We start from the raw sequence: 24362 nt of genomic DNA, 5'->3' as shown, positions 1-24362 counted from the left end.
CGATGCCCACCGCACCCCACCCCCAGAGCACCGACGAGCTGTACCAGGCGCTCCAGGAGAACCGCCGGCGCGCCTACGGCCGCGCCCGCACCGTCACCGCCGAGGAACTCGTCGACGCCGCCGAGCAGTTCGAGGAGCCCGCCCCGCTCGTCCGCGCACTCCTCGAACTGCAGGAGGCGTACACCTACGGCTCCGAACCCCGGAAGTCGCCCGTCGTCTTCGCCCGCCTGCTCACCCTCTTCGACGAGCAGCCCGACGTCTTCGACGAGCGCCTGCGCCACACGCTGTTCTGGCGGTTCAAGTGGGTGGCGAACGCCCTGCGCGCGCTGCCCGAGATCCCGCTGGCCAGCCTGCGCCAGTGGCTGACGGAGATGCGCGACCGCTACGAGAAGGCCGGCCTGGGCCTCCAGCCCTACTACGGACAGGCGTACCAGCTCGCCGCACACACAGGCGAGGACACCGATCTCGCCTACGAGTTGTGGGCCGGCCGCGCCCGCACCCGGCTCAGCGACTGCGAGGCCTGCGAGATCTGCGAACGCGCCCTCCACCACCTGGCGGCGGGCGACGACGAGCGGGCGCTGCGCACCTGGGAGCCCGTCCTGGCCGGGAAGGAGTCCTGCCAGGAGGAGCCGGCCCGCTCCTTCTCGTACGCGCTGCTGCCCCTGCTGCGGACCGGCCGCACCGACGAGGCACGCGAACTGCACCTCGCCGGCTACCGCGGCTGCCGCCGCAACCCCTCGATGTCCGGGGAGGTCGGGCGGCACCTGGAGTTCTGCGCGCTGACCGGTAACGAGGCACGCGGCCTGGAACTCCTCGCCGAGAACCGGAGCCTGTTCGACGAGGTGGACTCGCCGCGGGAGCAGTTCGACTTCCTCACCGGCGTGGAGGTCCTCCTCCGGCGCGTCGAACTCCTCGGCCACGGCGAACTGCCCGCCACCGGATTCGCGGGCCGCACCTGGACGGTGACCGGCCTGCGCGCCGAGGTGCGGGAGCGCGCCGACGACCTCGCCGCCCGCTTCGACGCCCGCAACGGCACCACCGCCCACACCGACCGTCGCAGAGCCCGCCTCGACCGCGCCCCCCTCCTGGACGCGCTGGAGCTGACCCTGCGCACCCGCACCCTCGACGACGTGGCCCCGGCGGCCCCGGTCACCGCGCCCACCACCCGGACGTCCCCCGCCGTCCCCGAATCGCTGCCCGAACTCATCGTCCGCGCGCGGGAACTGGACGAACAGGGGCACCCGGACGCGCGGGCCTGCTGGGCACGGCTGCGCACGCTCGTCGCCGCCCGCGACTACACCCACCCCGACGACCCGGCCGTGGGCCCGCTCGCCCGACTGTGCGCGGACCTGCTGGACGACGAGGCGGGCCGGGCCCGCGAGAAGGACGAGTTCGCCGACGCCGCCGCCCTCCACGAGGAGGCCGCGGGCCTGTACGACGACGCCGGGCAGCCGGGCCACGCGGCAGTCGCCCGCGCCTGCGCCCTGCTCGCCACCGCGGAGCTCCCGGCACAGGGCACCGACGACAGCGCGGGGGCACAGGGCACCGACACGGCACCGGGCGGCGGTGCCGACACCGCCCGGACGGAGGGCGCGGACGCCGCCGGGGCGAAGCGCGCCGACGACGCCCGGGCGCAGAGCACCGGCGGCGCCGAGGCGAAGGCCGCCGCGCTGACCGCCGCCCACGCCTCCCTGGTCCGCCTGCACGAGGAGACGCCCGGTCTCACCCCACGCCAGGAGGCCCGCCTGCTGCGGCTGCGGGCCACCGCGCTCGGCATGCGCCTGCAGACGTCGGGAGACGAGGAGCACATCGCGCCGGTCCTCGCCGAGGTGGACCTGCTGCACACCTTCGCCACCCGGCACGACATCGACGCGCAGATCGCCGGAGCCCTGCTGCTGCGGGCCACCACGTACGCCATGTCCGGCGACCTGCCCGCCGCACTCACCGAGACCGACGGCGCCCTCGACCGGCTCAAGGCGCACGGCCCGGCCTGGCACCTGCCCCGCGCACTCGCCCTGCGCGGCCGGCTCCAGCTCGGCCTGCAGAACGCGCAGGCCGCGTACGCGGACCTGGCCGAGGGCCTGAGGCTGGCCGCCGACTGGCCGGCCGACACGGTCGACACCTCCCGCCTCCACAGCGAACTGGCCGGGGCCTGCCTGCACCTGGGCCGCCCCGACGAGGCACTGCGGCACCTGACCCGCTCCGCAGAGCTGGACCTCCGCGGCGGCAGCCGGTTCGACGCGTACTGCACCTACAGCAACGCGGCCCAGCTCAGCCTCGATCTCGGTCGTGTCGAGGACTGCATCGCGCTGCTCGACTCACTGCTCGCCGAACCGGACGTCGCCGCCGGGAAGCCGGACGACAGGCTCGTCGCCCAACTGCGGCTGACCCGCGCCCGCGCGCTGCACGCGGGGGACGACCTCAAGGCCGCCACGGCGGAGTTCGTCGCCCTCGCGGCCGAGTCGGCCGGCTGGGACGACGACCCGGGCAGCCACGCCATGATCGCGGCCGAGACAGCCGTACTCCTCGGTGAATCCGGCGAGTTCGGCCGTGCCCGCGAGGCCGCGGACCAGGCACTCGCCGCCCACGCCGAGGATCCGCGCCACGAGCAGCTCAGCAACTGCCTGCGTGAACTCGCCCGGCTCCAGGCGGAGCGGCAGGGCCCGGAGGGACTGGCCGGCGCCCGCGCCTTCCTCGCCGACGCCGGCCGGATCGCCGACGAGGCCCGCGCCGCCGGGTACGAGGTCCGCGGCCGCCCCCTGGACGCCGCCCTGGCCTATGAACACGGGCGGGTCAACGCCTACGCCGGTGAGTACGAGGACGCCCTGACCGCCCTGGAGAAGGCCCTCGCCCTGCTGGGCGAACCGGGAGCGGAGCAGGAGCACGCCGGCGAGTGGGCCGAGTGCGTCCGCCTCGCGGGTGCCGTGGAGGGCATCTACCTGGAGCGCACCGCCCCGGCCCTCGCCCGCCTCGACGCGGCGGTCTCCCGCCTCACCGCGCTGGGTCACACCGGGGAGACCGAGCCGCTGACCGCACTGGCGGCCCGGCTGCGCGACGAGGAGTGACGCGACGGGCAACGGAGCCGGAGGCAGCCGTTCAGGCTGCCGTCCGGCCGTCCACCGGGACGCCCAGCCGGTCGGCCACGGTGGTGAGGGACGATCCCAGGGGGAGCGCGACCCGGGTGACGGCGTGCCGGTCGCCCCGGGTCGGGTCCCGGTTGACGATCAGTACCGGCGTGCCGGCCTGGGCGGCCTGACGGACGAACCGGAGCCCGGACATCACCGTCAGCGACGACCCGAGGACGAGCAGCGAGCCTGCCTCACGGACCAGCGTGCGGCAGTGCTCGACCCGCCCCGGCGGCACGTTCTCGCCGAAGAACACCACGTCCGGTTTGAGGACACCGCCGCAGACCGCGCAAGGCACCACACGGAAGTCCCCGACCTGTTCGTCGGTGAGGTCGGCGTCACCGTCGGGGTTGATTCCCGCGGCCACCGGGGCGAAGCCCGCGTTGGCCTCCTCCAGCCGCCGGGCGAGTTCGCGGCGCGGGCTGAACGCACCGCAGGAAAGGCAGACGACCCGGTCCAGGCCGCCGTGGAGTTCCACGACGCCCTCGCTGCCGGCGGCCTGGTGCAGACCGTCGACGTTCTGCGTGATCACACCCGAGAGCAGGCCGTGCCGCCCGAACGCGGCCACGGCCCGGTGCCCGGCGTTGGGCAGGGCCCGGCGGAAGGTGCGCCAGCCGAGGTGGCTGCGCGCCCAGTACCGGCGCCGGGCCCGGTCGCTGCCGGTGAAGTCCTGGTAGGTCATCGGCGTGTGGCGGCTCAGGCTCCCGCCCTCGCCACGGTAGTCGGGGATGCCCGACTCGGTGGAGATGCCCGCCCCGCTGAGCACCACCACACCGCCGGCGCCCAGCGCGTCGGCGACCGGCGCGAGGTCCGTGGAGCCCGGCGGCAGGTCCTCTTCGGGGGTCCAGCTCAGAGTGGGGCGCATGCGCATGCCGCCAGGGTACGGTGCCCGTTCTCCCGAAGGGTCGGCGTCCGGTCGTCCCGTCGATCGGTTCACGGAGGACGTCCGCGTGGCCGGCGTGACGGCCGGTCTCCTCGATCATGTGGGTGAGCGCCCGGCGGACGCTCGGAGCGGGGCCGTCCGGCCGGGGGCGGGGGACCGGTGCGCCGAGGCCGGCGCACGTGTCGAGCACGTCGTTCGCCCGGGCGACCGCCTGCCGGTGACGGGTGACGACATCGGCCACGCTGTCCCCAGGGGCTGCGTGGAAGGTGGCCTGCCAGTCGGTGACCCGCTCCCCGAGGAACGTGGCCCGCTCGACGGACGTGAGGTGGTCGAGCAGCCCCAGCAGGTTCGTGCCCGAGGACACCGAGGCGGTCCGGACCTGCGGTTCGGGGGCGTCCTCGGCCTTCGCGGAGACGGAGTTCCGCAGACAGTCGAGGAAGCCGCGCAGCACCTCGGTCTCGCTGCTGCCGGTGCGGGGCGGCGGGGTGTCGCGACGCACGGTGCCTCCCTGTGTCGGCCGGAGCCGGTTCAGGCCGTGCGGCGGACGATCAGGACGTGGTCGGTGACCTCGGCGGTCCGCCCGTCCGGTCCGGTCGCGACCCGGCGGGGCGAGTCGGCCCGCTCGACCGTCCACGTCGCCGGGTCCAGGGCGATGCCCGCGGCCACCTCCCGCGGGGCCGGGTACCGGACGTCGGGGTCCTGGTTCCACGACCACGGAGCGGTCGACCCGTGGTCGACGACCAGCAGCAGCCCGCCCGGCCGCAGGGCGTACGCGGCCTTTCGCAGCACGGCCGCCCGGTCCAGGTCGAGGGGAGTCTGCAGATAGTGGGCGCAGACGAGCTCGAAGGTCCCGTCCGGGAACGACTCGCGCAGGTCGTGCCGCCGGGCGGTGATCCGGTCGTCCAGACCGTGCGACACGGCGAGTGAGGTGAGGCGTTCGACCGCCACGGACGAGACGTCGACGGCGGTGACGCGCCACCCCCGGCGGGCCAGCCACAGCGCGTCGCCGCCGGCACCGCACCCGAGGTCCAGCACGTCGCCGGGCGGCAGGTCCGCGACGGTCTCGGTGAGGCGTGCGTTCGGCCGCGGATCGGTGGCCGCCGGCCGGGCCGCGTGGACGTCGTCCCAGAACCTGACCGCGTCGGTGGCACTCATGGAGGTCTCCTTCTGTGGGGGAACGCGTCCGAGTCTCACCCGACCCCCCGCGAACCGGCACGGGATGTTGCCGTTCCGGCAAGACGCCCGGTGGGGCCTTCAGTCAAGAGCCTCGTAGGCGGACGGCGGATGGACGAGTTCGGGGTGGTCCAGCGTGTACCGGTCACCGTGGATCGCCAGCATCGCCCAGTGCCAGGCCTCGTCGTGGAAGACCAGGCCGCGGTGGGCACGGCCCTCCGGCTCGTACGGGTACCACTCCAGGGCCGCTTCCGTGGCTTGTGCCGGCGTCAGACCGCCGTAGTGCCGCATCACCCACGCGTAGGCACGCCGCTCGGCGTGCAAGTGGTCCAGGTACTCGGCCTCGCTCCATGTCATGGCCGAAACCCTAGGGGGCGTCCTCACCCGGGTGGCGGCCCGGCGCCGGGCCGACGTCGCGCCGACTGCGCGAACGCGCCCTTTCCTGCGTGGAGTCGATGGCGGAAGCGAAGGGTGCGCCATCGGAGTCGATGGCGGAGGCGAAGGGCGCGCCCTCGTTCGAGCCGATCGCCGCACAACGCCACATGGGGGCCGTCAGCGGGGCCGAACCGCTTCTGGTCACAGAGCCCGCATCGGGAGGGCGACGGCCGGGCCGGGACCGTCCACCCCCGACGCGTACGCACCGGAGCCGTCCTCGTTCCTGTGCATCCGCGAACGGGCTGTGCGGAGTCCGGCCGGCGGAAGGCACCGGCGGTCACGCCCGTGAGTCGCGGACCCCGCCGATCCCGTCCGCGTGCGTCACCGGTTCCGGAGAACACCTCGCGTCCCACACCTTGACCCCTTCGAACCGCGCGGTTTAGCGTTCCCGCGTTCGATAGCGATTGAAACGATTCAATGCATGTGAACTTCTCTGGGGTGCACTCATGTACGACGAATCCGTCCCGCAGCGTGGCGGGATGTCCAGACGCACGGTCCTGGCCGCGGCGGTGACCGCGGGGGCCGCGGCCGCCCTCGGCGCGGTCCCGTCCGGCGCCGCCGCGACTCCCGCCGCCGGAGGCGCCGGACCGACCGCCGACTGGTTCGCCGCCCCCGCCCGGTCGGTGCGTCCGAAGTTCCGGTGGTGGTGGCCGGACGGTCTCGTGGACCCGGACGAGATAGCCCGCGAGATCGACCAGATCGCGGACGCGGGCTTCGGCGGAGCCGAGATCGCCGCCGTGCACCACAGCATCAGGGACAAGTCGCTGCTCGACACCGCCCGTCACGGCTGGGGCGGCGGACCCTGGCGGGACGGCGTCGAGGCGGCCCTGCGCCGGGCGGCGAGACGCGGCCTCACCGTGGACCTCACCCTCGGCCCGAGCTGGCCCGCGGCCGTCCCCGGTGTCACCCCCGACGACGAGGCCGCGGCTCAGGAACTCGTCCACGGCCGGGTCCCGCTGACCGGCGGCGCCACCTATCGCGGGCCGGTGCCCCCGCCCGCGCACAAGGCCGCCCCGGGCGTCACCCGTGAGCACCTCGTCGCCGTCCAGGCGGCCCGGGTGGACACCGCCAACTCCACCCGCAAGGAGACCGGGCTCGCCCCCGACAGCGTCCGCGACCTGACCGACGCCGTCACCGACGGCACCCTGACGTGGACGGCGCCCGCCGAGGGCGACTGGGTGCTGATCTCGTACTGGCGGCGCGGCTCGGGACAGCAGCCCGAATCCGGACCCCACACCGCCCCCGCCGCCTACGTGGTCGACCACCTCGGCGAGGCCGGCACCACCGCCGTCACCGGCTTCTGGGACCGCCACATCCTGACCGGCTCCCTGCGGCGTCTGCTCGAAGCCGCGGGCGGTGCCTTCTTCGAGGACTCCGTGGAACTGGAGACCGACGGACTGGTCTGGACGCGGCGGCTGCCGGAGGAGTTCGAGAAGCGCACGGGGCGCCCCCTGCTGCCCCACCTGCCCGCCGTCGTCCTCGACGACAGCAACCAGGTGTTCGCCTTCGACGCCCAGCTGACCCGGCAGATCCGGCACGACTTCTGGGCGACCGTGTCCGACCTGTTCAACCGCCATCACGTGCGCGCCCTCAGGGACTGGGCGCACGGCCTCGGCATGACCCTGCGCGCCCAGCCCTACGGCCTGCAGACCGACAGCATCGCGTCCGCCGCGATCCTCGACATCGCCGAGGGCGAGTCCCTCGGCTTCAAGAACCTCGACGACTACCGCTGCCTGGCCGGCGGCCGGGACATGGCGGGGCACACCGTGCTCTCCTGCGAGTCGGGCGCCTACAACGGCTCCGCCTACAGCACCACCTGGGACCGCGTGCTGCGCACCATGGGCGGCGCCTACGCGGCCGGCGTCAACCAGACCGTCCTGCACGGCTTCTCCTACGCGAAGGCCCCGGAGTCGCAGTGGCCGGGCTTCGCCGCCTTCAGCCCCTACAACGGCACCGCCGGCTACAGCGAGTCCTGGGGTCCCCGGCAGCCCACCTGGCGGCACGCCGAGGACATCTCCGGCTACCTCGGCCGCGTCCACCAGGTCCTCCAAGCCGGCACGGTCCGCGCGGACGTCGCCGTCTTCCGGCAGACCGGCTACTCCGCCACCGGCATCGGCGCGTCCTGGTTCACCTCGACCGGCGTCCCGCTCGGATGGACCCACCAGTTCCTCAGCGGCCCGCTGCTCGACCTGCCGAACGCCAGGGTGTCCGGAGGCCGGCTGGCCCCGGACGGCCCGGCCTACAAGGCCCTGTTCGTCGAGGGCGACTTCTTCCACGGCTCCACCCCGACGCTGGCTCTGGCCGACGCCCGCAAGCTGCTCCGCTTCGCCGAGGCCGGGCTGCCCACGGTGTTCCTCGGCGCCTTCGACCAGGCGCTCACGCCGGGCGTGCCGGAGTCGGGCGAGACGGAGCGGCTGCGGGACGTGCTGGCCCGCCTGCTCGCCCTGCCCAACGTGGCCCGGGTCACCGACAAGACGGCGGTCGGCGACGCGCTCGCGTCCCTCGGCGTCACCCCCGACGCCCGCTACTCCACCGCTTCCACGCTCCTCAACGCCCACCGGGTGACGGATCAGGCGGACTTCTACTACCTGTGCAACGGCAAGCACGCCGAGACCGTCAAGCCGCCCGTCGCCGCGATCGACCACGACGTCACCCTGCGCCGCACCCGTGGCGGCGCGTTCGTGCCCTACCTGCTCGACCCCTGGACGGGCAAGGCCGAACGCGCCGCGCGGTACACGCGGCAGGGCGACGAGGTCACCCTGCGCGTCGCGCTGCGGCCCGGCCAGACCACGATCGTGGCGCTGGGACGGCCGGGGCTCTTCGGGGACCGGAACGGCAGCCGTCCGCACGCCGTCTCCTCGGACGCCGACGAGGTGCTGTTCACCCGTGGCGGGCTCACCGTGCGGGCCGGCGCCGGGGGCACGTACCGGACCCGTCTGTCGCAGGGCCGCACGGTCACCGCCACCCTCCCGTCCGTGCCCGCCGCGATCGAGCCGGACCGGTGGCACCTCGACGTGGACGACTGGTTCCCCGGCGTCGACGCGACCCGGACCGAGACCGTGCGCCGCGGCGTCGTCCTCGACACCCTGCTGCCCTGGTCGCGCATCCCCGAACTGGCGGACTCGGCCGGCGTCGGTACGTACCGCACCACCGTGGTGCTCCCGGACGACTGGACCTCCTCCCACGGCGCCGTGCTGGACCTGGGACAGGTCAGCGACACCTTCCGGGTGACGGTCAACGGGCGGGACCCGGGCCCCGCCGACCGCCTGTGCCCCGTCATCGACGTGGGCCCGCTGCTGCGGCGGGGCGAGAACACCATCGAGATCGAGGTGGCGACACCGCTCGTGAACCGCCTGAGGACGACCCGCCCGGAGGTCTTCGGCGGAGTCGCCCGCCAGGACCACGGGCTGGTGGGCCCGGTCCGCCTCGTGCCGTACGCCCAGACCACCCTCTGATTGAACGTTTCAACCCCTCTGATTCCCGCCGGGGTTTCCCGGCCGTGAGACAGCCGCTGTGCGGACGGTGCCCGTGCCCGTCCGCACAGCGGCATGCCCGCGTGTGCCCGACTCGCGCACGTCACAACGGTAGTTGCCGTCCCATGCGCATCCTGTGAGAACCCTTGACGCTCGCTGCGACGGCACTTAGCGTCTGCGCCGAGTCGAGTAAAACGATTCAATTCCCTTTGGTCTCCCCGTTCCTGACCCACCCGCAGCCATTGCCAGTGAAGGGAGCCCCGTGCCATGCACGTATCTTCCGGCAGGTCCGCCCCGTCCAGACGCCGGATCCTGTTCACCGCATCCGCCGCGGCCGCCGCGGCGGTGACGACACCCTCGTCCCCGGCCGCCGCGGCACCCGCACCCGCACCGGCATCCGCACCCGCCGGACAGGCCGGCGCGACCGGCCCGGAGCCGGCGCTGGACGAGTTCGCGCTCTCCGAAGTCCGGCTGCTCGACAGCCCGTTCCTCGCCAACATGCGCCGCACCTGCGCCTATCTGCTCTTCGTCGACACCGACCGGCTGCTGCACACCTTCCGCCTGAACGTCGGCCTGCCGTCGTCGGCGGAACCCTGCGGCGGCTGGGAGGCCCCACCGTCCAGCTGCGCGGCCACACCACCGGGCACCTGCTCAGCGCCCTGGCCCAGGCCCACGCCGGCACCGGCGACCGCGCCTACGCGGACAAGGCCCGCGCGCTCGTCTCGGCGCTGGCCGAGTGCCAGCGGGCGGCACCGTCGGCCGGCTTCCACCGGGGCTACCTCTCCGCTTTCCCGGAGACGGTCTTCGACCAACTGGAGGCCGGCGGGAAGCCGTGGGCGCCCTACTACACGCTGCACAAGATCATGGCCGGCCTGCTGGACCAGTACCGGCTGGCCGGTGACGCACAGGCCCTGGACGTCCTGCTGGAGATGGCCGCCTGGGCCGAGGCCCGCACCGCGCCGCTGTCCCGCGAACGGATGCAGAGCGTGCTGAAGGTCGAGTTCGGCGGCATGAACGACGTCCTCACCCGGCTGTACCTGGTGACCGGCGACCCGGTGCACCTGCGCACCGCCCGACGCTTCGACCACGACGAGCTGTACGCGCCGCTGGCCGCCGGCCGCGACGAACTCGCCGGCCGCCACGCCAACACGGAGATCGCCAAGGTGGTCGGCGCCGTGCCGGGCTACGAGGCCACCGGCGAGCGGCGGTACCTGGACATCGCCGACACCTTCTGGACCACCGTCGTACGCGACCACTCGTACGCCATCGGAGGCAACTCCGACAAGGAACTCTTCGGCCCTCCCGGCGAGATCGTCAGCCGGCTCTCGACGGTCACCTGCGAGAACTGCAACAGCTACAACATGCTCAAGCTCGGCCGCCACCTCTTCCGCCACCGCCCCGAGCGCGCCGACTACCTGGACCACTACGAGTGGACCCTCTACAACCAGATGCTCGCCGAGCAGGACCCCGACTCGGAGCACGGCTTCGTCACCTACTACACGGGACTGTGGGCGGGCTCGCGGCGGGAGCCCAAGGGCGGACTGGGCGCCGCCCCCGGCAGTTACAGCGGGGACTACGACAACTTCTCCTGCGACCACGGCACCGGCCTGGAGACGCACACCAAGTTCGCCGACACCATCTACTTCCGCTCCCGCGGCCCCCGCCGGCCCGAGCTGTACGTCAACCTGTTCATCCCCTCCGAAGTGCGCTGGGAACAGACGGGAGTGACGCTGTGTCAGGAGACGGAGTACCCCGCGGGCGACCGCACCCGCCTCACCGTCACCGCCGGACAGGCGCGTTTCACCCTGCGGATCCGCGTCCCCGCGTGGGTCGCCGACGGCGACGGGCGGCGGGCCGTGCTGAAGGTCAACGGCCGGACCGCCGGGGCGCCGCCCGCAGCGGGCGGCTACGCCGCCGTCACCCGTCACTGGCGCACCGGGGACACCGTGGAACTCGTCCTGCCGCGCGTCCCCGTCTGGCGCCCGGCGCCCGACAACCCGCAGGTGGCATCGTTGTCATACGGTCCGCTGGTGCTGGCCGGCGCATACGGCGGCACCGGCCTCGCGACCCTTCCCGTCATCCGCCCCGACACCCTGCGCCGCACCCCCGGCGGGCAGACCGCGTTCACCGCGGTCGCGGACGGCGGCCGCGTCGCCCTGCGCCCCTTCCACGAGGTCCACCACCAGCACTACAACGTGTACTGGGCCGTCACACCGCGCCGCACACCCGCACGGGACGTCGCCCACTACCCCCTCGACGAGGGCAGCGGCACCTCGGCCGCGGACCGCACCGGAACCTTCGCCGACGCCGTCCTCGCCGGCGGCGCCGCCTGGAGCACCGACGGCGGCGTGCCCGCGGTGACCCTCGACGGACGCGACGGCCACGTCGCGCTGCCCGTCGGACTGCCCAGCGGCCTCGACGAGCTGACCGTGGCGGTACGCGTCCGCGTGGACGCCCTCGCGCCCTCCGCACGCGTCTTCGACCTCGGCTACCACAAGGACACCTACCTCTTCCTCACCGCGACCACGGGCGCCGGCCGCGCCCGCGCGGCCCTGAAGATCTCCGGCATGGAGCGGGAGGACGTCGTCGACGCCACCGGCCCGCTGCCGACCGGCCGGTGGGTCCACGTGGCACTCACCCTCGGCGGCGGCACCGGAGTGCTCTACGTCGACGGAGCCGAAGCGGGCCGCAACACGGCCATGGTGGCCGGCCCCCTCCTCCTCGGCCGCACCGGCCGCAACTTCCTCGGCCGCTCGCAGAACAGCACCCACCCCTGTCTGCGCGGGGCCGTCCGCGACTTCCGGCTGCGCAACCGGGCCCTGACCGCCGACGAGGTGCGCCGGCTCGCCCAGGGCTGAGCGGCACACCCGCGCCCACCGGTCCCGCCCGCCTTACCACCACCCACCCCAGGAGCTCCGCCATGTCCGAAGACGCGACACCCGAACGCCCCGACGGCCCCGGAAGCGCCCTCTCCAGACGCCGGTTCGTGGCCGCCGCCGGTGCCACCGGCGCCCTGGTCGCCGTCGGCCTCCCCGAGGCCGCGTCCGCGGCCTCCGCCACCGAAGCGGCGGAGGGGGCCGCGGGACCCGGCCGGGACGCCTTCTCGCCCCGGCACTTCGCCGACCCGCGCCGCGACAGCCGTCCCACCGTCTACTGGTACTGGAACGGCCCCGTCACCCCCGAACTGGTGGACCGCCAGATGGCGGACCTCCGGGACAAGGGCATGTACGAGGTCGTCCTCTTCTCCTTCGACAACGCCGAGATGCGCCCGGTGTTCTTCACCGAGGAGTGGTTCGACATCGTGGGTCACGTCCTGCGCACCGCCGAACGCACCGGCATGCGCGTGTGGCTGTTCAACGACGACCACTTCCCCAGCGGACGCGCGGGGGAGCTCATCGTCAAGGGCGGACAGGTCGGCACCCGCACCTACGCCCCCCGGCCCGACCTGCGGCTGAAGGCACTGGCCCGCTCGACCACCGTGGTGCGCGGCCCGGCCGCCGTCGACCTGCGCCGCAGCACCGGAGTCGGGGTCGAGGCGGGACGCCTGGTGGCCGACGCCGCCGTGCTCCACGGCGCCACCGTCCTGCGCGACAGCGCCGGCTGGACCGACTACACGGTCAGCGGCAGCGCCAAGGCGGAGCACGGCGCGGCCGGCCTCGTCGTACGCGGCTCGGCCGACGGACGCTCCGGGTACGCCGTCACCTTCGACCAGACCGGCGTGACCACCGTCCACCGGCTGGCCCCCGGCACGGAACCCGCCGAGCTGCTGCGCAGCACCCGCACCGACGGCTTCAACAAGACCAGGTTCCACACCCTGCGGGTCACCGTCCGCGCCGACACGGTGTCCGTCACCCTCGACGGCCGGGACAAGGGCACCGTCCGGGACTCCGCCCACACCACGGGCGGCGCCGGCGTGCGCGCCGTCGACGACCAGCGTGCCCTCTGGGAGAACCTCGCCGTCGAAGGCGCCGACGGCGCCGTCCTGTACGACTCGGCCTTCGACGAGTCCTCCGCCGTCCGGTCCTTCCCCGAAAAGGAGCTGCCGGCCGGGGACTTCACGGTCGCCGCCGCTGCCGCACGCCCCGTCGGACCGGCCGGCGCGGCCGACGTCACCGACCTCACCGGCCGGCTGACCGGCGACCACACCTGGCAGGTGCCGGCGGGGGAGTGGCAGGTGGACCTCTTCGGCGGGGTCCTCCTCGTCGACGACTCCCAGGGATACAGCCGCAGTTACGTCGACCTGCTCGACGACGAACCGGTCGAGCTGTTCCTGGACATCGTCCCCGCCGAGTACCACCGCCGCTTCGGACGGTACTTCGGCACGGTCGTCCCCGGCTTCTGGGACGACGAGCCCTTCTTCGCCTCCGCCGAGGCCCACTTCAAGCGCCTGCCGTGGTCACCCTCCCTGGAAGGGGCCCTGCGCGCCGTCGGAGTCACCCCCGGCGCCGCCTACGCCGCCGCCTTCGACGACCTCGGCCGTGCGGGCCGCACCGTCCGCGGCCGCTACTGGCGGGCCGTCTCCGACCGCTTCGCCAAGGCCTTCGAGAAGCAGGCCCGGCTGTACGACGAGTGGGGCGTCGCCCTCATCACCAACCCGCTCTACGACGAGACCGCCCCCGCCAAGCGCATCGTCACCACCGGCGACCTGCACAAGGTCAACCAGTGGGCGCAGGTGCCCGGCGGCGACATCATCACCGCCGAGTACGTGGCCGGCGAGCCCACCATGATCCCCCGCAACCCGGTCTCCGTCGCCCACCAGATGGGCCGCGAACGGGCCCTGCTGGAGATGTTCGGCAACATGGGCTGGCAGGTCACCCCCGCCTTCGTGCACGCGACCGTGGGCGCGCAGGCGGCCCGCGGCGTCAACCTGACGGTGCTGCACGCGCTGTGGACCGACGAGACCCGCGTGTACTTCCCGCCGCCGTTCGGCCCGCGCGCGCCCTGGTGGTGGGCGATGCGCCCGCTCGCCGAGTGGATCGGACGGCTCATGGAGGCCGGCCGCGGCACCTCCGCCGCCCGCACCGCGCTGCTGCAACCGCAGCGGGCCGCCGAGCAGTCGACCGGCACCGACCGGCAGGGCGACGTCGACGGTCCGCTCGCCGACGCCGCCTACGCCCTGGAACGGTCCCAGGTCGACTTCGACCTGCTGCACGAGGGCGCCCTCACCGGCGACCCGGCCCTGCGGGCCCACGCCGGCGTCCGGGGAGGCCGGCTCGTGGTCGGCCACGCCGCCTACGACCTGGTGGTCGTTCCCGAGACGCCGACCCTGGACGCGGACGGCCTGCGGGTGCTGCGCGAGTTCGTCCGCGCGGGCGGCACCGTGATCGCGGTGGGCGCCCTGGACACCGACGAGGCCGACGGCGACGACCGCACCCTCGCCCACGGCCTGCGCGACCTCTTCGGCGACCGGGTTCCCGGCAGCCGGGCCCTCGGGCGCGGCCACGCCGTACGCGTCGCGGACACCGGCGCGCTGGGCGCCGCCGCGACCGGCGCCGGGGCGGCCGCCGCCGTCCTCGACCCGCCCCGGGACGCCGTCCGGGTGCTGCGCGTGCGACGCGGCGCGGACACCGTCTTCCTGTTCAACAACGAGAGCGGCGAGCGGGCCGGGACCGTCGCCGCCCTGCCCGCCACCGGCGTGCCCCAGATCTGGGACCCGGGGACCGGCACCGGCGGCCCGGCACCGCTGCACCGGAGCACCAAGGACGGCGTACGGCTCCCGCTGGACCTGGAGCCGTACCAGAGCCTGGTCGTCGTGGTGCGCCCCGGGGTCCGGCACGAGCCCCACCTCACGGACTCGCCCCTGCCGGTCCTGGCCGTGGAACGCCACGGAACGGTGCTCAGGGCCACCGTGGAGGCCGCCGAGCCCGGCACCCACACCCTCACCGGCACCGACGGCAACCACCTGCACCGCGGCACCGTACGCGTCGACGACCCGCTCGACCCCGTCCCGGTGACCGGCGACTGGACGTTCACCTTCGCACGCGACGGCGCCACCCCCGTCACCGCGCCGCTGGACAGCTGGACCGTGCACGACCCGCTGTTCTCCGGCAGCGGCACCTACACCACCGCCGTCGAGGTCGACGCCGCCCGGCTGCGCGACCGCCGCGTCCTGCTGGACCTCGGGGACGTGCGCGACGTCGCGGAGGTCACCGTCAACGGCGCCGTGCTGCCGCCGCTGCTGTGGGCACCGTTCGTCGCCGACGTCACCGAGCGGCTGCGCCCCGGCCGCAACACCCTGAGCGTGCGCGTCTCCAACACGCTGTCCAACGAACGCAGGAAGCCGCTGCCGTCCGGCCTGCTCGGCCCCGTGACCCTACGGTTCCGGCACCGCGCCACGGTCGAACTGCGCCGCGTCTGAACCCCGTTCCGGCACCTCGACGGTCCTCCGCGCCGACGCCGCGAAGACCCCGGCCCGCGCGACCGGGCAGGCCCTCCGGCCGCGGGCCGTGAGGAACCCCCGTCCCGGGGCCGCGAAGACGCCCGGTCCCGGGGCCGCGAAGACGCCCGGTCCCGGGGCCGCGAAGGACCGCGGTCCCGGAACCGGGCAGTGATCCCCGTCCCCGATCCGTCCCACCCACACCCGCCAGGAAGCCACATGCCCACACCGCACCCGCACCGCAGACCCGGGTGGTCCGCCGCCCTGGCCGCGGCCACCGCCCTCGCGACCGTGCTCGCCGGCGCGGTCACCGCCGACGCCGTCACCGGCGACGTCTCCCCGGCCCGGCTGCGCACCCAGCACCTCACCCAGGCCCTCGGCATCGACGACACCACCCCCGAACTCAGCTGGGAGATCGACGCCGGCCGCCCCGACGCCCGGCAGTCCGCCTACCGGGTGCAGGCCGCCACCTCGCCCCGGCTGCTCAACTCCTCCCGCCCCGACCTGTGGGACTCGGGCCGGGTCGACTCGGCCGTGCCCGCGACCACGTACGACGGGAAGGCACTGGGGTCCCGCACACGCGTCTACTGGCGCGTCATGCTCTGGTCCGGGCCCGGACACAGGAACGGCGGCTGGAGCCGCACCGCCGTCTTCGAGACCGGCCTGACGAAGCGGTCCGACTGGGGAGCCGACTGGATCACCCACCCCGACTGGCAGTTGAGCAGGCGCACGGCCGAACCCGTCGTCGTACGGCTCCCCAGGACCACCGCCCGCTACGTGCGCCTGGACGTCACCCGGCTCGGCCTGCCGCTCGCCGAGTCCTTCCCCGACCGCACCTGGCGGCTCCAGCTCGGTGAGATCGACCTCCGCGACTCCACCACCTCCACCACCGGCCTCGCCCGCGGCGCCGCGGTCACCGCGTCCGAGAGCAACACGCTGCGCAAGACCTGGGAGCCCGCCCTGGCGGTGGACGGCCTGCCCAACAGCGCCCTGCAGACCGCGGCCGGCTACGCGAGCGCCCCGCACACCGGCCCGGACGTCTCCGCCGCCCCGGTCACCCTCACGCTCGACCTGAAGTCGGTGAAGACCTTCGACGAACTGGCGCTGTACCCGCGTGCCGACGTCCTCACCGACGACGGCAAGGTCCCCAACTTCCCCGTCGACTACGCCGTTTCCGGGGCCGGCAGCGCCGACGGCCCCTTCACCACGCTCACCCGCGTCACCGGCCAGCAGCCGCCCACCCCGTACCTGCCGGCCGGACTTCCCCTGCTCACCGACGACTTCACCCTCCCGAAACACGTACGCAGCGCCCGCCTCTACATCGCCGGGCTCGGCATCCACGACGCGAGCATCAACGGCGAACCCGTCGGCGACGCCGTCCTCGAACCGGCCAACACCGACTACGCCGAGCGCGTCCAGTACACCACCTACGACGTCACCGAGCGCCTGCGGACCGGCGCCAACACCATCGGCGTGGCCCTGGGCAACGGCATGTCCAACGTCGTCAGCACCGCCGACCGCTACCGCAAGCTCTACGGCAACCTGTCCGACCCCAAGCTGATCGCCCGGCTGGAAGTCACCCTGGCCGACGGCCGGGTCCGCACCCTCACCAGCGGGGACGACTGGCGCACCACCCTCGGGCCCACCACCTCCTCGAACTGGTACGGCGGCGAGGACTACGACGCCCGCCGGGAGATCCCCCGCTGGGACGAGCCCGCCGGCGACCACTCCGACTGGCGGCGGGCGACCGTGGTGGCGGGCCCCGGCACCACCGAACGGCCCGCCGCGCTCAGCGCCCGGGAGACCGAACCCATCCGGATCGTCGAGACGCTCCGGGGCCGGGAGGTGGACGGCGCCGAGGGCAGCCGGGTCTTCGACCTCGGACGCAACATCGCCGGCTGGCCGGAGATCACCGTGAACGCCCCCGAGGGCACCGCGATCCGGGTCTACCCCGCGGAGAGCCTGAAGGACGGCCGCGCCTTCCAGTCCGTCAGCAACGTCGGCGCACCCCTGTGGGACTCCTACACCGCCCGGGGCCGCGGCGACGAGACCTGGCACCCGCGCTTCAGCTACCACGGGTTCCGCTACCTCGACCTGAGGGGTGTGCCCGAGGGAGCGACGGTGAGCGTGCGCGGACACGTCCTGCACACCGACAACACCTCCGCCGGTGACTTCACCAGCTCCGACCCGCTGATCAACGACATCCACGCGCTGATCCGCCGCTCCGTCGAGGGCAACATGATGAGCGTCCTCACCGACTGCCCGAGCCGCGAGAAGCTGGGCTGGCTGGAACAGAACCAGCTCGTCTTCCCGGCCCTCGCCGGCAACTACGACATGCAGGCCTACCTGCGCAAGATCGTCCGGGACATGGCGGACGCGCAGACCACCGAGGGTCTGATCCCGAGCACGGTCCCGGAGTACACCAGCCTGCCCGGCGGCTACCGCAACGACTCCAACTGGGGCGGCGCCTTCGTCCTCGTCCCCTGGCAGCTCTACACCACCTACGGCGACAAGCGGACCCTGCGGACGTACTACCCGCGCATGCGGCAGTACGCGGCCTTCCTGGAGACCCAGGTCAAGGACGGCATCCTCGACTACGGCCTCGGCGACTGGTTCACGCCCGACCGGACCTTCCCGCGCGCCGTGGCCGGCACCTACGGCTACTGGCGGGTCGCCGACGCCCTCAGCCGCATCGCCACCGTCCTCGGCGACCAGGGGGCCGCGGACGAGTACCGCGCCAAGGCCGACGCGAGCGCGAAGGCCCTGTCCGCGAAGTACTACGACACCACCACCGGCACCTTCGGCGGCGGTGGCCACGGGGCCGAGGCGCTCGCCCTCGACATGGGCGCCCACCCGGCGGGGGAGCGGGACCGCCTGCTCACCCACTTCACCACCGCGGTCGAGGACGCGGGCGACCACCTGATCCTGGGCGAGATCTCCCTGCCCGCCGCCTTCCGGGTCCTCAGCGGGGCGGGGCGCGACGACGTCGTGCACGCCATCGCCACGCAGACCACCAGCCCCAGTTACGGCTACCAGGTACGCGCCGGCAACACCACCCTCGGCGAGTCCTGGGACGGCGGCCCCGGCCAGTCGCAGAACCACTTCATGCTCGGCGCCATCGACTCCTGGTTCACCACCCGGGTCGCCGGCATCGCGCAGACCGCCGACTCCGTCGGCTACGCCGAGCTGCTGATCGACCCGGCCGTCGAGGGCGACATGACCTCGGCCTCGGGTTCCTACCGGACGCCGTACGGCATCGCCCGCACCGACTGGGAGCGGACGGACGGCCGCTTCCGGCTGACCGTGGACGTCCCCGCCGGCAGCACCGCCGAGGTGCACGTCCCCGCAGCCGGAGGACGGGCCGGGGCACCGAAGGGAGCGCGCCTGCTGCGCACGTCCGGGGAGGAGGCCGTGTACCGGGTGGGTTCGGGACACTGGACCTTCCGCTCGGCCCCGCCGCGGTCCTGAGCGACGACGGCTCCCACCGGGCGGCGACGCGCTGTCACCGCCCGGTGGGAGCCGGTGACGAGTTCGGCTGAACGGTCGGGCCGGCGCGCACGTAGGAGAAGGGCGGACGGCCTCCCACGCGCGACCCCCGGCGCCGGCCCCCTACGTTGCACCGACCGACGCGAGGAGTACGCGACGATGAGCACCGCACGCCTGAGCGACCGGCTGGCCGGCCACCAACCGCTCGTTCTGGGCCTGTTCCGCATCGTCCTCGGCCTGCTGTTCACCAGCGAGGGCGCCGCCACGGTCTTCGGCGTACTGGACAGGGAGGCCGGCCCCACAGGTGACTGGCCGTTCTGGTACGCGGGCGTGATCGAGCTCGTCTGCGGCGTCCTCGTCCTCCTCGGGGCCGCGACCCGCGGCGCGGCGTTCCTCAGCTCGGGGGCCATGGCCTTCGCCTACTTCACCGAACACCAGAAGGACGGCCTGTTCCCGCTGCAGAACGGCGGTCTGTCACCGGTGTTGTTCTGCTGGGGCTTCCTGCTCCTGGTCTTCTTCGGGCCGGGCGCCCTGTCCCTGACGGGCCTGCTCCGCCCCGGCACACCCGGGGACACCGGGGCGGCCCCCGCATCGAGGTAGTGCGTGGCTCGGCCGGATCTCGTGCAGGTGCACCACCAGGTCCGCCGACCTCAGCAGGTTGACCTGGTCACCGGGCGGCGGGTAGTCCGTGCCGATCTCCCGTTTGGGCCGGGCGACGTCCAGCAGGGCGCGGGCGGCGGGCGGCGCGGTGCGCAGGTCGGCGTACCAGTCGCGGTGGCTCACCCGGCCCAGGACGTGCTCGGCCGAGCCGGGCGCGGCGGGCGGCACCTCGACCCGTCCGACGTCCTGGTCGGCCGGGTTCTGCAGGCCCTGTTCGGTGGCGTGCACGGCACCCCGGTCGAAGGAGAGCCCTACCGCCAGGTATCCGCCGTCCAGCCGCCGCCGCAGCACCGTGCCCTGGGTGAGGGGGAGATCCGGGGTGGAACTCCTGGTGTACAGGTGGCTGTTGTGTCCGCCGAGCACGATTCGGTGGCCGGTGCGGCGGTGCCACCACAGGGTGTTCTCCGCCATGGCGGTGTCGCGGTGGGCCATGGCCTGCGGCGCGGTCCGGGGATCGGAGAGGTCGAAGGCGTACAGGCGCGCCACCTGGTCGATGACGGTGGCGTGCTGGACGGCCCAGGTGTGCTCGTCGTCCGTCCCGGCGGGTTCGCGGGCGCGGAGCAGTGCGAGGACGCGGCCGGTGCGTTCGGCCCGTGCGCGGCGTTCGTCCAGGGGAGCGGTCGTGGCGGCGCGCATCCACGCGTCGACGGGCAGGGTGGGGCGCAGCCCCCGGTACAGGCCGGTGACGTCGGGCAGCAGGTCGGGGTGGGTGCGCCGGACGTGGCCGACGACCCGGTCGTACAGCTCCGGGCCGGCGTAGCCGTTGTCGTTGCCGGCGAACCTGACCGGGTCGTCGGGGTGGGCGACGTTGTACGCGCGCATCCAGCGGATCATGTCCAGGTACTCCTGGCTGTGCAGCAGCAGGAAGGCGTTCCGGAACTCCTCGGACATGATCCGGACGGGATCGCCGCGCCCGGTGAGCAGGTAGTCGTCCAGACGCAGCCCCGCGCTCCAGTCGGCCTCCAGGACGAAGGAGCGGAAGCCCTTCTCCTCGACCAGGTACCGCAGGACCCGGTGCCGGAAGGTGACGAAGTCGTGGGAGCCGTGGGCGGCCTCGCCGACGCCGACCACCACGGCGTCACCGACCGCCTTCCCGAAGGGGCGCAGGTCCTCGAAGGGGCCCGAGGGCTCGGTGGTGCGCAGCGGACGGGCGGCCTCCTCGAGGGGCGACAGCACATCGCCGACGGCCGCGGGAGATCCGTCCGAGGCCCCGGTGTCCCCGCCGGCCGGGGCCGCCGCGACCGTCCCGGCGACGACGGCGAGCCAGACGAGCAGCGCGGCGGCCGGCCGCCGCGTCATGAAGGGTGTCATGGCGTCAGCGTCGCCGCCGCGGCGCAGGACCGCGCTCCGAGGGTCACCCGACCGGACCAACGTCGCCCAGACGGACCACCACGTACCCCGTCCGGGGCAAGGAGACGGCCGTCGACGAGCCGTCGCTCGACGGCACGGTGTAACAGTTCTCCATGAGTCATGGACGAAATACCCCTGTAGGCGACGTGCGGAGTTCGCGGGGGAGCCGGATCCGGGCCGCCGTGATCGTCCTGGTCGCCGCGGCAGCCCTGGGCACGACCGCCGAAGCGAAGGCGTCGCCCCCGTCGGCTCCCCGGGGCACCGACTGGGACGCCATCGCCGCGTGCGAGTCCGGCGGCGACTGGCAGGCGAACACCGGCAACGGTCACTACGGCGGCCTGCAGTTCACGCAGTCGAGCTGGGTCGCTGCCGGGGGACTCGAGTACGCCCCGCGTGCGGACCTGGCGACCCGCGAGGAACAGATCGCCGTGGCCAGGCGCCTGGCCCGGCTCCAGGGGATGTCGGCCTGGTCCTGCGCCCCGCGGCGGTGAGCGACGACCCGGCCGGGGAGGTCCCCCGGGCGGGGCGAAGTGAGCCGCGTAACGTCCACCCCCATGGAACACCTGGCTCACCCCCAGTCCGCGCCGGGCGTCCGGCGCCGGGCCCGTGACCTCGGCATCGTCATCGGACGCGTCGCCCCCGGGCCCTTGAACGCGATCACCGACGTGCCGGGCGTCCGCGTCGGCCACACCACCGTCCGCCGGCCCCCCGGCGTGCACAGCGGAGTCACCGCCGTCGTGCCCGGTGCCGTCGGCCCCCGCACACCGCTGCCCGCGGGGGTGTTCACCGGCAACGGTTACGGCAAACTCGTCGGCACGACCCAGCTCGCCGAACTCGGCACGCTGGAGACGCCGGTGCTGCTCACCTCCACGCTGTCGGCCTTCCGCGTCGCCGACGCCCTCGTCGGCTGGGTGCTCGAACGGCCCGGATGCGAGGAGGTGCGCAGCCTCAACCCCGTCGTGGGCGAGTGCAACGACGGCCTCCTGTCCGACATCCGCGCCCGGCCCGTCCACGAGGAGCATGTGCGGGCCGCCCTCGACACGGCGTCCGGCGGGCCGGTCGCCGAGGGCTGTGTCGGCGCGGGAACCGGCACGGTCGCCCTGGGGTTCAAGGCCGGGATCGGAACCGCCTCACGCACACCGGACCTGGCAGGCCGACGGTGCACCGTGGGTGTCCTGGTGCAGGCGAACTTCGGCGGCACGCTGCGCGTCCTGGGCCGCACCGTCACGCCCGGGGCGATGGGCCTCGAAGCAGCCGATCCGGCGTCGGACGAAGAGACCGGCTCCTGCATGGTCGTGGTGGCCACGGACGCCCCTCTCGACGCCCGGCAGCTCACCCGAGCGGCGCGCCGCGCGGTGTTCGCCCTGGCCCGCTCGGGCGCGGCCTACAGCCACGGCAGCGGTGACTACGCCGTGGCCTTCAGTACACGACCGGGTGCCGGTGCGCCCGTGGCCGACGCCGAACTGGGGCCGTTGTTCGAAGCGGTCCTCGACGGGGTCGAGGAGGCGGTGCTCAACTCCCTGCTCGCCGCGGAGACGACCACCGGCTTCGGCGGCCGGACCGTACCGGCCCTCCCGGCGGACCGCCTCCTCCTCGCCCTCACGTCCGGCCCGTTCGGGCCCGACGAGTGCGCCGGACCGCGGTCACCGGGATGACCGCAGCGAGCGTACGACTGCCTCCAGGACCTCGTGCACGGTCTTCGCGGGGCGGCCGATGACGGTCTCCAGCGTCGGGTCGACGACGTCGAACTCGCCCTCGCGCGACGCGGTGAACATCGTCAGGGCGAACTCCGCGGCCGGCCGCGGCATCCCGTCGGCGACCGCCGCGGACGTCCACTCGTGGTCGTCCATGACGACCCGGGTGACGGTCCGGCCGGTGATACGGCCGAGGATCTCGGCGACGTCGGCGAAGTCCAGCGTGCGCGGGGCCGTCAGCGGCGGTGTGATCCCCTCGAGCGCCCCGTCCTCGGTCAGGGCGACGGCCGCGGCTTCCGCCAGGTCCTCGTGGGCCGTCCAGGACACCGGGCCGTCCTGCGGCACGGCGAGTGTGCCGGTCTCCAGCGCGGCGCCGATGTAGTGGCTCAAGGTGGCGGCGTAGAAGCCGTTGCGCAGGGCGGTGCAGGGGACTCCCTGCCGCTCGAGGTGCTCCTCGGTGGCCGCGTGGACCCGCTGCGGCGGGAAGAGCGACGTGGGTGAGGCGGCCTGGTGGCTGGTGTAGAGGATGCGCCGGGCGCCCGCTTCCCGCGCCGCGTCGATGGCGGCGCCGTTGGCGGCCGCCGCGCCGTCACCCCGGATGGCCGCGGAGACGACCAGGACGCGCTCGGCACCTTCGAAGGCGTGCTTCAGGCCGCCGGGTTCGGTGAAGTCTCCCGCCCGGACCCGGACGCCGCGCTCGGCGAGGCCGGCGGCCTTGCGCACGTCGCGCACACTGACACCGATCCGGTCGGCCGGTGTCCGCTCCAGCAGGCGGTCGACGATCAGTGCCCCGAGGCGGCCGGTGGCTCCCGTGACGATCAGCATGGCTGACTCCTGTCCGATGGTGATTCCAATGGAACGAGAATAACGGTAACACTGATACTTCCGGTGGAAGCAAAAACGTGCGCACACCGGGGGAATGGCCGATTCACCACAGTCGGAAGGGGGCCGTACGAGGATGAGGGCGGCGGTATCGTTGATAACATCGCCTGTCACGCACGGGCGATACCATCGTTTCCATGGCACCGAACACGCAGCGGCGAGACATCACACGGGACCGCATCGTGAAGGCCGCGGCCGGCCTGCTGCGCGACCAGGGGCCCGCCGCGGTGACCACGCGCCGCGTGGCCCAGGAGGCCGGGCTGCAGCCTCCCGCGCTCTACCGCTTCTTCCAGGGCAAGGACGACCTGCTGGTCGCCGCCGTGGAACAGGTCTTCGCCGACCACGTGGCGAGCAAACAGGCCACCGCGCCCTCGGACGACCCGGTGGAGGACCTCCGCACCGGATGGAACACGCAGATCGGCTTCGGCCTCGCCCACCCCTACGTCTACGCCCTGCTGCTCGACCCGGCCCGCGCGCGCGACACCCCGGCACAGGTCAAGGGCGTGCTGGTCCTCGCCGAACGGGTACGCAGGATCGCCGCCGCCGGACGGCTGCGGGTGAGCGAGGAACGCGCCGTCAACCTCATCCGCGCGGCGGGGGTCGGAACCGTCCACACCCTGCTGACCCTGCCGCCGGAGCAACGCGACCCGCACCTGGCCGACGCCGCCTTCGACGCGGTCACCCGCGCCGTCCTCGTGGACGAACCCGCTGTCCCCGCCCGGGACCCGGCGGCCGTCGTCGCGGCCTTCCGCACCCTCCTGCCCGAACTCCCCGGCCTCAGCAAGGCCGAAGCCGCACTCCTCGACGAATGGCTGCGCCGCTGAT

At 73.9% G+C, this 24362-nt stretch carries 12 protein-coding genes and 3 pseudogenes; 9 read left to right on the top strand and 6 right to left on the bottom strand.

Going from position 1 to position 24362, the window contains the following annotated elements; all coding sequences use genetic code 11:
• The first annotated feature begins 2 nt into the window (after positions 1–2).
• Positions 3–3065, top strand: a complete 3063-nt coding sequence (locus ACFV5H_RS04015) for a hypothetical protein (RefSeq protein ID WP_385192659.1) — start codon at positions 3–5, stop codon at positions 3063–3065.
• Positions 3066–3096: 31 nt separating this feature from the next.
• Here ACFV5H_RS04015 and ACFV5H_RS04010 read toward each other — a convergent pair whose 3' ends face one another.
• The 4 genes and pseudogenes from ACFV5H_RS04010 to ACFV5H_RS03995 form a co-directional block, all read right to left on the bottom strand.
• The gene (locus tag ACFV5H_RS04010) at positions 3097–3996 is read right to left on the bottom strand and encodes an NAD-dependent protein deacetylase (protein WP_385049809.1); all 900 of its coding nucleotides are present in this window, start codon (positions 3994–3996) and stop codon (positions 3097–3099) included.
• A gap of 37 nt (positions 3997–4033) precedes the next feature.
• A pseudogene (locus tag ACFV5H_RS04005) lies at positions 4034–4540 on the bottom strand (DinB family protein); the annotation flags it as partial.
• The gene (locus tag ACFV5H_RS04000) at positions 4537–5163 is read right to left on the bottom strand and encodes a class I SAM-dependent methyltransferase (RefSeq protein ID WP_385192657.1); all 627 of its coding nucleotides are present in this window, start codon (positions 5161–5163) and stop codon (positions 4537–4539) included. The pseudogene ACFV5H_RS04005 and the gene ACFV5H_RS04000, both read right to left, overlap by 4 nt.
• A gap of 99 nt (positions 5164–5262) precedes the next feature.
• Positions 5263–5538 carry a hypothetical protein gene (locus tag ACFV5H_RS03995; protein WP_385049813.1) on the bottom strand — a complete coding sequence of 92 codons (276 nt, stop codon included), beginning with the start codon at positions 5536–5538 and terminating at the stop codon, positions 5263–5265.
• Positions 5539–6095: 557 nt separating this feature from the next.
• Here ACFV5H_RS03995 and ACFV5H_RS03990 point away from each other — a divergent pair.
• The 5 genes and pseudogenes from ACFV5H_RS03990 to ACFV5H_RS03970 all read left to right on the top strand — a co-directional run bounded on the left by ACFV5H_RS03990 (position 6096) and on the right by ACFV5H_RS03970 (position 19551).
• Entirely contained in the window at positions 6096–9071 is a 2976-nt protein-coding gene (locus ACFV5H_RS03990) for a glycosyl hydrolase (RefSeq protein ID WP_385192655.1), read from the top strand.
• 285 nt (positions 9072–9356) lie between these two features.
• Positions 9357–11947 (top strand): annotated as a pseudogene (locus tag ACFV5H_RS03985) (beta-L-arabinofuranosidase domain-containing protein).
• A gap of 62 nt (positions 11948–12009) precedes the next feature.
• On the top strand, positions 12010–15447 hold the full coding sequence (locus ACFV5H_RS03980; protein WP_385192653.1) for a glycosylhydrolase-like jelly roll fold domain-containing protein: 3438 nt from the start codon (positions 12010–12012) through the stop codon (positions 15445–15447).
• Between the two features lie 237 nt (positions 15448–15684).
• Entirely contained in the window at positions 15685–18933 is a 3249-nt protein-coding gene (locus ACFV5H_RS03975) for a family 78 glycoside hydrolase catalytic domain (RefSeq protein WP_385192651.1), read from the top strand.
• Between the two features lie 177 nt (positions 18934–19110).
• Positions 19111–19551: a DoxX family protein gene (locus tag ACFV5H_RS03970; protein ID WP_385192648.1), complete on the top strand. Its 441-nt coding sequence runs from the start codon at positions 19111–19113 to the stop codon at positions 19549–19551.
• 30 nt (positions 19552–19581) lie between these two features.
• On the opposite strand, the pseudogene ACFV5H_RS03965 reads toward ACFV5H_RS03970, so the two are convergent.
• Positions 19582–20910: pseudogene (locus ACFV5H_RS03965) on the bottom strand (erythromycin esterase family protein); the annotation flags it as partial.
• Positions 20911–21074: 164 nt separating this feature from the next.
• Here ACFV5H_RS03965 and ACFV5H_RS03960 point away from each other — a divergent pair.
• On the top strand, positions 21075–21452 hold the full coding sequence (locus ACFV5H_RS03960) for a transglycosylase family protein (protein ID WP_385049828.1): 378 nt from the start codon (positions 21075–21077) through the stop codon (positions 21450–21452).
• A gap of 63 nt (positions 21453–21515) precedes the next feature.
• Positions 21516–22616: a P1 family peptidase gene (locus ACFV5H_RS03955; RefSeq protein WP_385049831.1), complete on the top strand. Its 1101-nt coding sequence runs from the start codon at positions 21516–21518 to the stop codon at positions 22614–22616.
• Here the strand turns inward: ACFV5H_RS03955 and ACFV5H_RS03950 are convergent.
• Positions 22605–23480 (bottom strand): NmrA family NAD(P)-binding protein, encoded by an 876-nt coding sequence (locus ACFV5H_RS03950; protein WP_385049834.1) that lies wholly within the window; start codon positions 23478–23480, stop codon positions 22605–22607. The genes ACFV5H_RS03955 and ACFV5H_RS03950 overlap by 12 nt on opposite strands.
• Before the next feature lie 194 nt (positions 23481–23674).
• Between ACFV5H_RS03950 and ACFV5H_RS03945 the strand changes: the two genes are divergently transcribed.
• Complete coding sequence (locus ACFV5H_RS03945) at positions 23675–24361, top strand: TetR/AcrR family transcriptional regulator (protein WP_385049837.1); 687 nt, start codon at positions 23675–23677, stop codon at positions 24359–24361.
• The last annotated feature ends 1 nt before the right edge of the window (position 24362 follow it).

The organism is Streptomyces sp. NPDC059787, assembly GCF_042732315.1.
Taxonomy (GTDB): domain Bacteria; phylum Actinomycetota; class Actinomycetes; order Streptomycetales; family Streptomycetaceae; genus Streptomyces; species Streptomyces atrovirens.
This window is presented reverse-complemented; position numbering and strand designations above follow the sequence as displayed.